Here is a 15,179-nt window from a genome sequence, read left to right as displayed (position 1 = left end):
TTGGCAAAAAAGGGATTCAACTATGACGAAAAAATTAAAAGTCGTGCTCTCAGAATTTAATCCTGAAAGCACGACTTTTAATTTAACGTGTATTCAATTATCGGACCACATAGACTTGGTCATGAATCAGGTCAAATGGTCGGAAATGAGCATTTAACTTGGTAACGGCCTCGTTATCTTGATAATTAGCGTGGTCCCAAAATTGTTTGGAACCCGTGGCGCCGTATTTTTCACCAATGACGATCAATGGTATATCGTAATCACTTTGCCGCATGGTTTGCAACAAGTCCCAATCAATCGTCAACTTGTCCGGTGACCAGGCCATAATGACGTATTTAATAGTTGCGGCGTACTTATTGAAAGCACTGACGGCATCCAATGCTTCAATTGACGTAACCGGGTGGCGACCAGTTTCGTTACCAGTCTCGTGGGTCCAATCTTTGGAGTCCGTGGTATAAATTGGCTGACCAGGATGAAGGCGTTTGAGGCCTTTGGAGATGTAGCCGTTACCGGCCATGACTTCTAGAACTGGCGCACTACCGGTAAAGTCAGCTAGATCCTTTAGGAATGGCGCGCTGATGTAGGCCCACATCCCATACTGATCTTCAATATAGTCACGAAAGTCGCGTAGAAGTTGATCGACCTTTGGGAGAGCGGCTGATAGTTGGTTCCAGGCCGCATCACCAGCAGGATCACCCATAGCATATTGCTGATTGATGCGCTCAAAGAGATGGTCCTGGAAATCATCGGGGACTTCTAGGACTGGCAATTGTTGTGGGGCTAAGCCGGCTGCCAGCAAGCGATCACTTTCCAAGACATTATTAATTAGCACCAGAATTTGAGGATCGTCCTTAAATAAATCGCGGTACTTCATTAACTGTTGAATGTACGGGGCACTAGCCTGTTTTTTGGCCCGCTTTTTTAATTGTTTTAGCTTTTTGGGATTCATTACAAACTCCTAGTCATCAAAGTGTAAATCTAATTCTTCTTGGCCGGTGGCATCCGTTGAAACCCGATGCTGGCGACCATGTAAGTAACCATCCATCAACTGAAACAGTTCATAGCGGTCTTCACTGGATAATTGTTCTTGATTAAACGTCAACGGCTTGCCCGATAAAAAGATGCGACCGAGGTCGTATTCTTCTTGGTCAGATTTACCTGACAAGTAATCAGTCGTGACGTTGAAAAATTCGGCTAATTTACGAACTTCTAGGTAGGACGGGGTCCGTAAGTCCCGCTCCCAGTTACCGATTTGAGCCGCGGTATTTTGACGAGTCGTCTTGTCTGCGGTCGGCATTTGATTGAGGGCGGTGGCGAGTTGGGCGAGGGTCATTTTTTGCCCCCGACGTAGTGCTCTTAAACGTTCTGGAAACATGTGTTCACTTCCATTCCTTAGATTAACGGTGCGGATAACGCCATGAATTCATCGATGTCCCGCTTGATCAAAGCCACACCAGCTTGCCAGAAGGCCGGTGTGGTCAGATCAACACCGAGGTGTTTAGTTGCTAGGGCTTCGGTCGACATGTTGGCGGTGTCTCGCAGTAGGGCAATATAGCGGTCCTCAAAGTCAGGTTGCGTCTTGGCTTGTGCGTAGATGCCGAGACTGAATAGGTAGCCGAATGTGTACGGGAAGTTATAAAATGGGACATCATCGATGTAAAAGTGCAACTTGCTAGCCCAAAACATCGGGTGGTAAGTATTTAAGGCATTACCATAGGCGTCTTTTTGGGCGGTTAGCATCAAGTCTGACAAAGTGTCAGGAGTGACGATCCCGTGCTGACGGGCGGTATAGAAGCGCGTCTCAAACAAGAAGCGGGCTCGAATATCCAGAAACATGGCTAACGGATTTTGCATTTTAGCATCCAATAAAGTTAATTTGGTTTTGGCATCATCGGCCGCTTTGACACTGGCGTCAGCGACAATCAGTTCGGCGAATGTTGAGGCGGTTTCGGCCACGTTCATCGCGTAATCCTGACGCCAAAGTGGTAGATCTTGAATGACGCTGCCATGAAAGGCGTGCCCTAATTCGTGGGCGAGGGTGGCTGTGTCATTAGGTGAACCCGTAAACGTCATGAAAATTCGGGATTCGTGGGTCTCTGGTAGATTTTCCATATAGCCACCGGGTCGCTTATTAGGGCGATTCTCAGCTTCGACCCAACGATGTTCAAGGGCGTGTTGGGCTAAAGCGCCCATCTTTGGACTAAATTGGCGAAAGTTGTTAATGACAAAATCGGCAGCTTGATCGTAAGTTTGGCTAGGAAGTTGTCCCAAGGTTAGTGGGGCTTCAATATCTTGCCAATCTAGTTGATCTTTACCGAGTAACTGGGCCTTACGCTTCAGGTAACTTAGTAAAATGTCCTTGCTGTCAGCGACAACTTGGTACATTGTGTCTAGTGTCGCTTGACTCATGCGGTTGAGCTCTAGTGGTTTTTGTAGGAAGTTCGTCGTACCATGCGCACGGTAATTGGCCAGTCGGAAGCCCGCCAAGTGGTTCAACGTATCAGCAAAGGGAGCGGCATGTGCTTGCCAAGCGTGCTCCCAGTTGCGCATTAATTCGGCGCGTTGGGCGTTCGGCATGGCAGCTGCTAACATATTTTGGGCTTGGCCCGCGGATAGTTGCTGGGTTATCCCGTTTTCATCGGTATAGGGCACTTGGATTTGGCTAACTAACGTGTCGTAGTGGTCACTCCAACCCTGAAAACCATCGAGTGCTAAGTCGTTGATTAGGGCTTCAGTGTCGTCATCTAGAAGCGCTAAGCCTTGCTGACGCATTTCGGTTAAGTTAAAGGCGATGGCTTGTAGTGCCGGTTGTTGCACGAGCGTGTCAAAGGTGGCTTGATCTAACTTAACGAGTTGCTTCTTGAAGCGGGTTAATAAATTGGTCAACTGATTATCAAGTTGATAAATTTGGTTCAGTAGTGGGGCGGCTTTGGTGTCGTCCGCATGCGCGGATTGATAAGCAACCACGAAAACGGTAGCTTGGTCAATACCGGCTTGAATGGCTTGCAGACTGTTGACGAGTTGGGTAAACCAGTCGGCGTCTGGTGTGTCAGCGGCAGCACGCCAGTGAACTAAGGTGTCTGCTGTCGTGGTCAACTGCTGTTTAATCGTGGACATTTTAGCAGTCAGTGCTGGCGAATCAATGCCGCCAGCAAAGATACTGTCTAAATCCCACGTTTCGGAATAGTGCATAAAATAAAGCCCTCCTCAATATGGTCTAGTTATCTTTAATTATAACGGTTATTATGAAGGAGTGGCGAAATTTTCCCGCTTGAAACGGATTTTTATGAAATCAAGGAGTGAGACATAATGAAGAAATGGTGGATCACGCTGGGGGTGCTTGTTGTCCTAGTGGTGGGGACTTTGATCGGTGCCAGTAGTTATTTTTATCATGTGGCGATTGCGCGTGGTGACAAAGCGTTTGTGACGCAAAGTACTAAATTATCGAAAAAAAGTTCGGTTTATCACCAAAAGTATTGGTATTTACATGCACGTAAACAGACGTGGACTATTGAATCAAGCGATCACTTACGTTTGGTTGCTTGGTATCTTCCCGCTAAGCAGTCTAAGAAGACCGTCATTTTGGCGCACGGTTTTGCTGGTAATAAGTCATTAATGGGGGCGTGGGCTGGGATGTATCACGAACTCGGTTATAATGTCTTAGTTCCTGATTCCCGAGCAAGTGGTGTGAGCCAGGGAAAAGCGGTCGGCTACGGTTGGTTGGAACGCCGAGACGACTTGCAGTGGGCCAAAACCGTTGTACATAAAACGGCCACAACTCAAATCGTGATGAGTGGGATCAGTATGGGGGCAGCTGGTATGACAATGGCTAGTGGCGAGCGACAAATTCCGCAAATCAAAGCGTACGTGGTGGATAGTCCGTTTACGAGTGCCAACGCAATCATTAGTTATCAAGCGGGTCAGTTGTATCACTTGCCAGCTTTTCCATTGGTCAATGTGACGAGTTTAATGACCAAATTACGGGCTGGATATGGCTTTAAAGAAGCTGATGCAGTGGCCCAGATTCGCAAGAACCGTTTGCCAATCATGATCATTAGTGGGACAAAGGATGATTTTGTACCGACTAGCATGGGGAAAGCCTTGTACCGTAATGCCCATCAACCAAAAGCGTTGTGGTTAGTGAAAGGCGCTGGGCATACCACAGCGATTACTCAAGATTATCAGCGGTATAAACAGCACGTGGCAGCGTTTTTAGATCAGTATGTCAAGTAGGCGTAAATTAAAATGACAACAGCTCCTGAATCAGTCCATTGATTCAGGAGCTGTTGTCATTATAGAAGTGAACCGACTGCTATTAGGCTCGGTAGGGTAACTGACAAGGAATATCTACGCCGTCTGTAAGTGTAATCAAATATAACTGATCAAGGACGGCCGGTCCCTGTGAATGACTGGCGCCCCACGTTGTTAATAACTGGTTCAACCGACTGGCAACTTGATGATGATCGGCCACACAATCTAAGTCCTGTGCAGCTTTGGCTAGAGCTTGTTGTAGTTCAGGAATTGCGCGTACTTCGGGGTCACTATAAGCAACGTCGATCGCGCGAATCAACGCAATGGCATTTTCATTTTTTAACATGCTACCATCCCTCTCGTGTGATGTGGCCAATTTAGACCACTTACTAACTTAAGTATAGCGCTACTAGATCAAGATTCAAGAAGATAATGTAACCGTTGTCATTAATAACGGTAGGTCACGATTGTATTTTAATTATCATCATGTTATATTGTAATAGTAAAATAGAACACTAAGGAGGCCGTCAAATTGAAATTTGATGATAAGGTTCCGATTTATTACCAAATCAAACAATATATTTATCACGAGATGATTGATGGAACATTACCGCCAGGTGCTAAGTTACCAGCTGTCCGGCAGCTTGCCCTGGATTTAACTGTTAATGTCAATACGGTTCAACGGGCGCTCAGTGAAATGATTACGGAAGGCACACTCACATCACAACGAGGTAAGGGTAATTTTGTGACGACGGATCAGGCACGTATTACTCAATTGAAGACGACGTTGGTGACAGAACAATTAACATTAGCGTACAATCAATTACATGCACTAGATTTGAGTGACAGCGAGATCGTGACGAGTTTGCAACAATACATTGCCCAACGAGAGGAGCATCAGCATGACAGCATTAACGATTAAAGACTTACGGTATAAGCATAATCAACGTTTGATTTTGCAAAACGTGCAACTAACTTTAGAGCCGGGCAAAATTGTCGGTTTATTAGGTGAAAATGGGGCGGGTAAAACGACCCTGATGCGCCTCATTACCGGTAGTGCTAAAGGGCAAGGGACAATTACGATTAATGACACGACCAATGCCGTGGCACGTAAGCAACAGGTGAGTTTTACGGACCATTTGACGGGCTTTAGTGCGGGCATGAAATTGCACCAAATTGAGCAGTTCTACCAACTCGTTTATCCTGATTTTGATCAGCAGCGTTATCAGGAACTAGCGGCTTTTTTGGAACTTAACGCACAACAAAAATTAGGCGAGTTATCCAAAGGAACGCGTGAGAAACTCATCATTGCGTTAACGCTTAGCCGTAAGGTGGCCCTGTACTTATTGGATGAACCCTTTAGCGGTATCGATAGTATGAGTCGCAAGAAAATTATCAATAGTATCATTAAATGGACGCCAGCGAATGCAACGCTGCTGATCAGTGATCATTATGTGACCGAGATTGCGCCGATTCTTGATGAAATCGTGGTCGTTAAGGACCAAACGATTGTTGTCCATCAGGGAGCTGATGCGATTCGCGACGAGCACGGCATGGAACTTGAAGATTATTATGAGAGTTTGTATACGGGAGGTGTGACGGATGACAAGTAGTTGGTCACTTTTTAAGGCCCTTAGTTGGCCGCGTTTTAAGCAAATGAGTTTACTAGTTGGTATCGAGGCCCTGGCCGTGATTGTCACGAGTCTGTGGACAGCCATCAAAGGTAACTTTACGGCCGCCACACTTTTTTATAATTTATGTGCCTGGATGGCCTTGCCGTTGATCGTTGGTTTTATTTTATTAGCAGTTTCAAATGAAAAATTCTTCCGGTCCGGGACGTTTTGGCTATTACCGATTAGTGATTGGCGCCGTTACATGATTAATTTAGTAGCGTCATTAATCAATATTGTTTATGTGTGGTTGGCACAAGTCATTCTATTTGGCTTAACGTTGTGGCTTGGTTGGAATGAATTGATGGGCGGTTTAACGGGTACATCGATGTTCTTTGGTCAGTTTGATGCGGGGAGTGTGGCCCAGTTCGCACTCGGCACGTTACTTGTATTAGTACTCGCGACAATCCTGATCTGGAGTACGATTACCCTATGTCACTTTGCAACCAATGCAGCGAAGGGCTTTTTACCTCAGTTTCGGCAACGATTTGTAAATGTTGTTATTACAGTAATTGTTATTTACGTGGCCTTTCGTCTCGCCAACTTATTAATTGGCATGATCAGTTTTCTATCCAGCCAATTAGTTAACCAGGGGCAGATTGATTCCTTATGGACGGGGAGTTTAGTTATGCTGGCGGTGATCTTGGTCGAAGGGATTATCAACACGTTGATTTTACAAAAATGGGTTGAGCCCACCTTAAACTAATCATTGAGTTATCAAAATAAAAATCACGGATTCATTAGGCGGCTTGGCCGGATCAATGAATCCGTGATTTTTATTTTGGTACAGTTAAGCAATCGTCGCCCCTAAACTATTTTTAAAGTGGCGCAACGCCCATTCGTGGCCAGCGGCGTCAAAGCTTGCAACGGCGTCTTGGTGAATGACGAGCTGATAGCCTAAATTATAAGCGTCGACGGCGGTATGCAACACGCAAATATCCGTACAAACACCGACTAAGTGGAGGGTATCGACATGCCGTTCACGCAGACGTAAATCCAAATCAGTTCCGGCGAACGAACTGTAGCGCGTCTTGTCGAATGCCCAGACGTTGTCCTTATCTTGATGAGTAGCGTACCAATCTTTCAGCGGACCATAGAGTTCACGTCCCCAAGTATCACGGACATTATGTGGCGGGAAAAGTTGGCTTTCTGGGTGATAAGGATCATGCGGGGTATGGACGTCGGTCGGTAATAAGACCCAGTCGCCCGCTGTTGCCATTTGATCAGCGAGTTGAACGATGGTTGGTGCAAGTGCTTGGCCGGGTTGCCCACAAGTCAGGACACCGTCATCAGCCACAAAATCGTTAGTATAATCAATAATCAGTAAGGCTTGATTGCTTGCCATAATGGAAAGACCTCCAATATTAGGATCAAGATTGGTTTTACTGTAAACAACTCTAGTGATACTGTCAATTGTTTAGTTGGAAATGAGTTGTTAGTATAACGATAATGATGATGTATGTACTAGCCAACGCTGGTCTGGGACTGGTTGTTAGCAAATAAAATATTTTAAATATTGTTAGTTAACTTTCTTGGAACTTGGCCAAATAATTATACGCAGCGATAATTCCGCATAGAAACACGTTAACGACACATGCAAACGGTAATTGAGTAGAAAAATGGGGGACAAGTTTTGACGGTACTAGCGCATAAAAGTCCAGTCTAGCGCATTTCAGGTGGCAGATGTTGGCCTAAAAGAATTGTTGACTGACATATGAATACTGATTTTACAATGTTGATGGCTCATTCGCCATTGCTGCGATATTTTATCGTGATGATAAATAAGTCATTAAACTGTTGTTTTAGCAGTGTTTTCATCCCAGCCAATACGGAAAAATCCTGTCATATGCGGCCAATAGCACATGACAGGATTTTAAAATCATTCGAAACTTGTGTTGCTTAAGGTTGAGTTAATTGTTCGGTAATCGCAGTAACAATTTGCGGTGGGGTAAGCTTAAATTCATGAAGTAACTCGGCCGTCGTTTCACGATCGTTAAAACGTTTGGTAGCCCCAAAATTTAGAACTCGCATCGTACTGTTGCCGTAGTAGCGACTGACTTTTTCACCAAAGCCACCACTAAGGCTAGCTTCCTCGACGGTAACGACTAGCTGATGGTCAGCTTTGAGGGCGGCTAAAGTTGTCATGTCAGGATCAGAAATATCACGTGGATCAATGAGCGTAGCGTCAATTTGGTGGTCAGTTAATTGTTGTTGAACGGCTGAGGCTAAAGGCAATAGACTACCAACACCGAGTAAGGCAACTTGGCGACCAGTATGCAACGTGTGCATCTTAGTTGCCTTGAAATCAGCTACTAATGGTGCTGATTGTACGTCGTTGCTAGGAACGCGGATGGCGACCGGTCCGTTATCTTGGTGCAAGGCCCAGTGCATCATCGCCTGAAGTTCCTCCTTGGTTGTTGGTGCCAAGTAAGTGAGATTAGGGATATTACTGAGCATAGCGACATCAAAGATTCCTTGATGGGTCGGATCGCCAGCATTGATGCGACCGCCAGCGACCATGATCGTCACGGGCAATTTGTTGATACCAAGATCGTGTGATAATTGATCGTAAGCTCGCTGCAGAAATGTCCCGGAATGGAAGACAATCGGACGCAATCCCTGTTGCGCTTGTCCAGCAGCGAATGTGATGGATTCTTGTTCGGCAATTCCGACGTCAAAGTAGCGGTCAGGATGCCGCCGACCAAAGCGTTTGAGATCGTAAGTTCCTGGGACGGCGGCTGTAATGGCGGTAATGGGAGTCTTCGCTGTCAGCTCGTTTTCTAGAGTAGCATGGATCACGTCCGTATAAGTTTCCTTAGTGTTAGGATGTAAGGTTTGACCGGTAGTGAGGTCAAACGGCACGTGCCAATGGAAGGCTTCTTTATTCGTAATGGCTGGTTGATAGCCATGGCCCTTTTCAGTATGGACGTGCAAAACGATCGGGTGATCGATATCCTTAATGGTCTTGAAAGCCGTAAGCATCGTTTCGAGGTCGTTGCCATCATCAACGTAGCGGTAATCGAGGCCAAAATCTTTGAATAAGTTGTGAGTACTCGTTCCGTTAGTTGCTCGCAATTCGCGTAAGTTTTGATAAATACCACCGTGATCTTCGGCAATCGCCATGCCATTGTCGTTAACTAAAATAATCAAATTTGATTTTAAAGTGGCGGCAATGTTTAAACCTTCAAGGGCTAAACCACCAGATAGTGATCCATCACCAATTACGGCCATCACGTTGCCAGTTTGACCCTCAAGATCCCGAGCAACGGCCATCCCAGTCGCTAGGGCGATAGAAGTCGAAGTATGCCCAATATTGAAGTAGTCGTGGGGGCTTTCCTCGGGGGCGGTATAGCCGCTGACATCGTCATAATGGGCGGGGTCGAGCCAGGCTTGTTTACGGCCAGTTAGAATTTTATGGGTATAGGATTGGTGTGAGACATCCCAGACAACTTTATCAACGGGCGAGTTGAAGATCGTATGAAAGGCAATCGTTAATTCAACGACGCCTAAGTTAGGACCAACGTGGCCACCAGTGTGACTGACTTTATTCAGTAAAACTTGGCGTAGTTCGGTTGCTAACTGGGTCAATTCCGGTAAGGATAGTTGTTTAAGATCAGCTGGCTGATCGATACGTGCTAGAATCGGTGTTTCCATCTTTATCGCTCTCTTTCTAATTCATCAGTATAGTTTATAGCCTAGCACCTTAGAGTGGCTCTAAGACAAGCATTTTATTTCAAAATAATAAAAAAATGACACCGATAACTGCATCGGTGTCATTTGATAACCATGGTCACAAGATTGGGGGGCTTGTCAGACTGTTAAGTCGGGTCCGACCGCTGGTATACATTTAGTGTACCGGGTTGCCTGTAAAAAAGATGGCCGCGACAGTTGGTCACGTTGTTGACATTACTAAGTGTCGACCATCTTCATATTGACAAACAGCGATTCCGTTACGAGCTTCTTTAACCATGATTCGTGTTAAAGTGACCAGTACGTAGTAGCGCTAGTAATGAAGTTAATCCGTGTTGATGGATTGTAAGTAAACCAGTTGGTCGGTTGAAATCTGTTCGTAGAGCTGATTGCCAAGTTCTGAACTGAATGTTTTGCTGGCCAATTGGGTTTGAATAAAATTGTATTCTAGTTGAAAGGCTTCAATCAGTAATTCATTTTGGATGTTTTGCCCATCGCGTTCACCAGACAAGCGACGGTGCCGTTCGTCATAAGCACGGCGAACGATACCAATAGCTTGCTGATTGTCGGCAGTAATCGTGTCAGCTAGGTAGGCCAGTACTGCTTCATAAGGCTTTTGCTCAATTTGCCGCATTCGATGCCACATTTGGCGATTACGCGCTAAGAGCTCTGAACGGTCCTGACCACGGCGCGGCCGGTACTGCCGGAACATTTTGCGTCGCGCCCGCGCCTTTTTACTGAGTGACCACTTAGCCATGGTGAAGCGGAACAGTAATTTTAGACGCTCAAAAAAAGTTTGTTGATTTTGAATACGGGTCTGACTAGCGACGCGCATATACTTTTCGGCCTCGTGGGGGGTAATTTCTTTGTTCGTAACCATTTGATCAACAGTGGCTTGTTCGACTTCGAAGGTGGCATCAAACAGTCCGGCTAGTTGGGAGCGTTTAGGCCGGCCATCTAGGACGCGCTGACCAGATAGAATTGCAATAACTTTGCTGGTGCTAGCATTATTACCATGACGCGCTTGCATCAGATCGATAGCGTGAGACACCATATCAGCTTTAGCGGTTGCTAATTCGTCCTCGGTCACCTTCACAGTTTGTTTGGGTAATGTCATTGGTAGCAAGATGGTGGGAACTAATAAGCTGGTCAGGATAACGACCGCAGCTACGAAGATAATATCATTGCGGTAAGGAAAATTACTGCCGTTGAGCGTTAGCGGTAATGAGAATGCCATGGCAAGCGTAATGGTTCCGTGAACGCCGCTAAGCCCCATGACAAAAGCGTTGCGGGTCTTTTCATGATTATCCCAAGCTCGAATACGAGCTAAGTCAAATCGGGTCCAGAGAAACCGAGTGAATGTCATAATGAGGTAGAGTAGTATTCCGAGGCCGACTAAGACCGCAACGGAGCCGGTATCCCGTTGTTGTAAGTGGTTGATAACACTTGGTAGCGAAACGCCCAGAAGGACAAAGACAATCCCATTTAAAATACTTGCAACGATTGACCAAGTGGTGGTCATAACGATTTGTAGCCGCGATGTCGTTAGCCTTAATTGGTCAGATTGAACACCATGAATCAGTCCGGTAGCGACGACGGCTAAAATACCAGAAACACCTAGTGATTCAGCTAGGAAATACACGACAAACGGTGTTAGCAATGTGTACGGCACGATTACAGACGGGGTGTCCACCCGCATCCGAATCAGCATGATACGGATAGCGACAATGATATAACCAATGATTAATCCTACGAAGATGCCACCGGCAAAGACGTATAAGAAGTTGGTGATGCCATGCCAGACAGAGAATTTACCAGTTACGATGGCGGCAATGGCTAAGTTGAAGGCCACGATACCGGAAGCGTCATTGAAAAGTGATTCATTTTCTAGTGTTGTCATGACCTCACCGGGAATCGCGACCTTGGTCGTAATTGATGATACCGCGACGGCATCGGTTGGCGTAATAATGGCCCCTAAAGCTAAAGCAAGTGCCAGTGAAAATTCTGGGATCAATAAGTGAGTTACCGTCCCGACAATTAGAATGGTCACGATTGCCAGTACGACCGAAAGTGACAAGGTCGTTCCGAATTGGTGGCTGAGCTTACGGATATTGGTGTTTTGGCCGTCATTAAACATGAGAATCGAAATAATGACGAATAAGAAAATTTCGGGTTCCAATTCAAAATTTTGATATAACGGGATCAATGATAAAATCAGCCCGGCACCTATTTGTAAAAAGGCGACTGGTACTTGATTAAAGCGTGCGTAGACGGCGTTAGCAACAACGACCGCAGCGACTAGCAGTAAGACTAAGAAAACGGTTTGCAAACCAGAGTTCCTCCTAGATTTAGTAAAGTAGTTTAATTTTAACGCAATCATGTGAATAAGAGTATGATCTGCGCTGATTAATTTTGGCTGGACCTAATGTTTAAAATTCGCGTTGTAAGGACTTAATTATTGAACGTTCTAACCTAAAGCTGGTGAAAAGCTTGGCGGCGGCTATTAAGTCAGTATAATAAGATTATCAACTTAATTGGGGGCTACTATTATGTTAACAATTGCTTATATTGGTAATGGTAAGAGTGCGAATCGGTATCACTTGCCATTCGCATTAAAGCTTAAAGAGCAAATTAAAGTCAAGACGATTTATTCACGTTCAGGACGTCAAAATTGGCAGCCGATTGCGGGTGTTCATTATACGACCACGTTGGATGATATTTATCAAGATCCTGAAATTCAACTAGTCGTGGTCTCAACGCCTAGCCACACACATTATTCAGTGGCTAAGGATGTTTTAAATCACGGGAAGAATGTGTTGGTGGAAAAACCATTTACTGAAACGTCGGCGGAGGCTCAGGAACTTTTTGCACTTGCTAACGAAAAGCACTTATTCATTCAATGTTATCAGAATCGTCGTTTTGACTCGGACTATTTAACGACGCAAAAGGTGATTGAAAGCGGCGTCCTTGGTGATTTATTAGAAGTTGAAATGCACTTTGATTACTTCCGGCCAGAAGTTCCAACCAACGTTGACCATTTCTCATTAGACACGAGTTATTTATACGGGCATGCGTGCCACACGTTAGATCAAGTGATCGCGTACTTTGGGGAACCAGATGATGTTCATTATGATGTTCGTCAGTTGCTAGGAACTGACCGAATGAATGATTATTTCGACATTGATTTATATTACGGTGCACTTAAAGTCTCTGTAAAATCGAGTTATTTCCGCATTAAATCGCGACCAAGTTTTGTGGTTTATGGTAAAAAAGGTATGTTCGTGAAGGCGGATAAGGATCGGCAAGAATATGATTTGAAGCATTTTTACATGCCAGATCATGCGGACTTTGGCGTCGATCAACCAGAAAACTATGGCACGCTGACTTACATGGATGATGCCGGGCAATACCATGAAGAAAAAGTGGTTTCCGAAGTTGGTGATTATAGTCGGGTCTACGCTGGCGTATACGAGTCGATTGTTAATGGTCAGCCTAAGTTAGTCAAAGATGAAGAAACTTTATTGCAGATCAAGATGCTGGAACAAGGTATCCAACAGTGTCGACGTTAGGAGGGGCTAAAGATGCGTTTAGGAATTTTAGGAACCGGTAAGATTGTCCAAGATTTTTTGCCGATGGTGAAGATGATACCAACGATTGAATTAGTTGGCTTATTATCGACACCCCGTAGTGTGGAACGAGCACATGCATTACAAACGACTTACAACATCGAGACCGTTTATACTGATTACGAAGCTTTGCTAGCAGATGCAACGATTGATACGGTGTACGTGGCGTTACCGAACTCGTTGCATTACACTTACGCCAAGCAAGCGTTGCAAGCGGGAAAAAATGTGATTTGTGAAAAACCATTTACACTAGTTGCAGCCCAGTTGACGGAATTACAAACATTGGCACTAAAACAAGATCTAGTGTTGATTGAAGCCATTACGAATCAGTACTTGGAAAACTATCAAGCAATTAAGCGTGATTTAACCAAATTGGGTGACTTGAAGATTATTGAGTGTAACTATTCCCAATACTCATCACGTTATGATCAATTTAAAGCCGGGACCGTTTTACCAGCCTTCAATCCGAAGTTGGGTGGCGGTGCGTTGATGGATTTAAATATTTATAACATTCATTTCGTTGTCGGTTTGCTTGGGGCACCAACGCGCGTCCAGTATGTTGCAAATATTGAGCGAGATATTGACACCTCAGGTATTTTAATCCTGACTTATCCGGATGTTCAGGTGGTCTGCATTGGCTCAAAGGATTCCACCTCACCCGTTCGTTCGACGATTCAGGGGACGGCTGGTTCAATTGTTGTGAACGGTCCAACAAACACGGTTGAAAGCTTTACTGAAATTACTCACGATGGCGCAACAACTGACTTGGCACTCAATCAGGCCGATCATCGAATGCATGCCGAGTTCGTGGCGTTTGAGCGCATTATTGCGGAGCATGACATGGTAACGGTTAAGCGCCAGCTAGCCCATTCACAGGCCGTCATGGCGGTGGTGGATCAAGCATTGGCCAGTGCGGGGTTGCAATTAGGATAAATAAATTGATATAAATTACGTTGTCCTGCTAATTAACTATCGAAAACGTGCCTCAGAAGCTAAAAATCTGAGGCACGTTTTTGGGGAATACTGGCCCTATTTAGTGGTGAGCGGGCCATTTTGAATTAACTGCTGTTTCTGTTGTAAATCTTGCAAGTGGTTATGAAAGTCTTGGGCGTACATCACGGCAAAAAGACTATCTAAAACATATTCAAATGCTGCTTGAGAAGCAAAGGTGCCAATCTTGGCAAAGTTATATTCATCTTGAACCGTCAGCAAGTGGTAAGTAGCCTGATCAATTAATGGTGATTGGGGATTACCAGTTAATACAATGACTGGTACCTTATGCTCGTAAAAGTAGGCAACAAATTGCTGATGTATCTTGGTCGTTCCTGCGTAAGAAATGATTAAAGCACAGTCCTTAGAAGTTAGATTAGCTGCGTTCCATGCCTCGTCTGCGTATTCTTCCGCAATTAGGGCAAAGCGGTTGATCTTGACTAATTTGTTTTGAAAACTACGGGCCCGTAGTTGCGAGTCACCCTGCGAGAAAATGAAAATACGATTGGCCCGTGCTAACAAGTCGGCCGCAGGGGCTAGTTGGGTTGTATCGAGTTGTTGTTGTGCTGTTTGAATGGCGTTGATGGTCAATGACGCCATTTTTTGACTAATGGTTGTCACTGAATCACTAGCTGAAAAAGGAAAGTTGGCATCAACTGTCGCAGCTTGTTGCTCTTGGGTGACGATTTCAGTGGTTAGTGCACGTTGGAAATCACGAAAACCGTGAAAACCAAGCTTTTGAGCTAGTCGAATAATGGCGGAATGAGAAGTATAAGTTTTGGCGGCTAAATCTTTGATAAGAACCGTGGGTAGTTGATTAAGATGGGCCAGAATGTAATGCCCAATCCGCTGTTCAGTGCTAGTAAAATCTGTTTGCTGTTTGAGTGCAATTAAGATTGACATGTCTGTAACCTCCATAGTTAGTATCATACGGTTATTATCACAAAAATGC

14 protein-coding genes are annotated in these 15,179 nt (G+C 45.0%); 6 read left to right on the top strand and 8 right to left on the bottom strand.

Annotation, left to right across the window (positions count from 1 at the left end; genetic code table 11):
- Positions 1-97: 97 nt before the first annotated feature.
- The 3 genes from LP667_RS11370 to LP667_RS11360 are packed head-to-tail and all read right to left on the bottom strand — an operon-like array spanning position 98 to position 3,192.
- A complete protein-coding gene (locus LP667_RS11370) occupies positions 98-949 on the bottom strand; it encodes a hypothetical protein (RefSeq protein WP_021732751.1) in 852 nt (283 codons plus the stop codon).
- Positions 950-958: 9 nt separating this feature from the next.
- Entirely contained in the window at positions 959-1,375 is a 417-nt protein-coding gene (locus LP667_RS11365) for a helix-turn-helix domain-containing protein (protein ID WP_021732750.1), read from the bottom strand.
- A gap of 17 nt (positions 1,376-1,392) precedes the next feature.
- A complete protein-coding gene (locus LP667_RS11360; protein ID WP_021732749.1) occupies positions 1,393-3,192 on the bottom strand; it encodes a M3 family oligoendopeptidase in 1,800 nt (599 codons plus the stop codon).
- Between the two features lie 117 nt (positions 3,193-3,309).
- Here LP667_RS11360 and LP667_RS11355 point away from each other — a divergent pair, with 117 nt between their 5' ends.
- Positions 3,310-4,233 carry an alpha/beta hydrolase gene (locus LP667_RS11355; RefSeq protein WP_021732748.1) on the top strand — a complete coding sequence of 308 codons (924 nt, stop codon included), beginning with the start codon at positions 3,310-3,312 and terminating at the stop codon, positions 4,231-4,233.
- An 82-nt stretch (positions 4,234-4,315) separates the two neighbouring features.
- Here the strand turns inward: LP667_RS11355 and LP667_RS11350 are convergent, their stop codons facing one another.
- On the bottom strand, positions 4,316-4,597 hold the full coding sequence (locus LP667_RS11350) for a bacteriocin immunity family protein (RefSeq protein ID WP_021732747.1): 282 nt from the start codon (positions 4,595-4,597) through the stop codon (positions 4,316-4,318).
- Positions 4,598-4,783: 186 nt separating this feature from the next.
- On the opposite strand from LP667_RS11350, the gene LP667_RS11345 reads away from it, so the two are divergent.
- Genes LP667_RS11345 through LP667_RS11335 form a run of 3 tightly spaced genes read left to right on the top strand, consistent with a single transcriptional unit; the run spans position 4,784 to position 6,627 of the window.
- Entirely contained in the window at positions 4,784-5,173 is a 390-nt protein-coding gene (locus tag LP667_RS11345) for a GntR family transcriptional regulator (RefSeq protein WP_021732746.1), read from the top strand.
- Positions 5,154-5,864 carry an ATP-binding cassette domain-containing protein gene (locus tag LP667_RS11340; protein WP_021732745.1) on the top strand — a complete coding sequence of 237 codons (711 nt, stop codon included), beginning with the start codon at positions 5,154-5,156 and terminating at the stop codon, positions 5,862-5,864. The genes LP667_RS11345 and LP667_RS11340 overlap by 20 nt, the downstream gene beginning before the upstream one ends.
- Positions 5,854-6,627, top strand: coding sequence for a hypothetical protein (locus tag LP667_RS11335; RefSeq protein WP_021732744.1), 774 nt, complete (start codon positions 5,854-5,856; stop codon positions 6,625-6,627). Before LP667_RS11340 ends, LP667_RS11335 begins: the two co-directional genes overlap by 11 nt.
- Before the next feature lie 84 nt (positions 6,628-6,711).
- Here the strand turns inward: LP667_RS11335 and LP667_RS11330 are convergent, their stop codons facing one another.
- From LP667_RS11330 to LP667_RS11320, 3 genes are all read right to left on the bottom strand, one after another.
- Positions 6,712-7,266 carry a cysteine hydrolase family protein gene (locus tag LP667_RS11330; protein ID WP_021732743.1) on the bottom strand — a complete coding sequence of 185 codons (555 nt, stop codon included), beginning with the start codon at positions 7,264-7,266 and terminating at the stop codon, positions 6,712-6,714.
- 554 nt (positions 7,267-7,820) lie between these two features.
- Positions 7,821-9,575 carry a 1-deoxy-D-xylulose-5-phosphate synthase gene (locus LP667_RS11325; protein WP_021732742.1) on the bottom strand — a complete coding sequence of 585 codons (1,755 nt, stop codon included), beginning with the start codon at positions 9,573-9,575 and terminating at the stop codon, positions 7,821-7,823.
- A gap of 361 nt (positions 9,576-9,936) precedes the next feature.
- Positions 9,937-11,940 carry a Na+/H+ antiporter gene (locus LP667_RS11320; RefSeq protein WP_021732741.1) on the bottom strand — a complete coding sequence of 668 codons (2,004 nt, stop codon included), beginning with the start codon at positions 11,938-11,940 and terminating at the stop codon, positions 9,937-9,939.
- Between the two features lie 220 nt (positions 11,941-12,160).
- On the opposite strand from LP667_RS11320, the gene LP667_RS11315 reads away from it, so the two are divergent.
- Together LP667_RS11315 and LP667_RS11310 are read left to right on the top strand one after the other, a co-directional pair.
- Positions 12,161-13,180: a Gfo/Idh/MocA family oxidoreductase gene (locus tag LP667_RS11315; RefSeq protein ID WP_021732740.1), complete on the top strand. Its 1,020-nt coding sequence runs from the start codon at positions 12,161-12,163 to the stop codon at positions 13,178-13,180.
- 12 nt (positions 13,181-13,192) lie between these two features.
- Positions 13,193-14,170 carry a Gfo/Idh/MocA family protein gene (locus LP667_RS11310; RefSeq protein WP_021732739.1) on the top strand — a complete coding sequence of 326 codons (978 nt, stop codon included), beginning with the start codon at positions 13,193-13,195 and terminating at the stop codon, positions 14,168-14,170.
- A 96-nt stretch (positions 14,171-14,266) separates the two neighbouring features.
- Here the strand turns inward: LP667_RS11310 and LP667_RS11305 are convergent, their stop codons facing one another.
- Positions 14,267-15,130 carry a MurR/RpiR family transcriptional regulator gene (locus tag LP667_RS11305; protein WP_021732738.1) on the bottom strand — a complete coding sequence of 288 codons (864 nt, stop codon included), beginning with the start codon at positions 15,128-15,130 and terminating at the stop codon, positions 14,267-14,269.
- Positions 15,131-15,179 lie beyond the last annotated feature (49 nt).

The sequence above is a fragment of the Lactiplantibacillus paraplantarum genome, assembly GCF_003641145.1.
Taxonomy (GTDB): Bacteria; Bacillota; Bacilli; order Lactobacillales; family Lactobacillaceae; genus Lactiplantibacillus; species Lactiplantibacillus paraplantarum.
The sequence above is the reverse complement of the archived record's forward strand: the minus strand, read 5'-3'. Positions and strand labels throughout refer to the sequence as shown.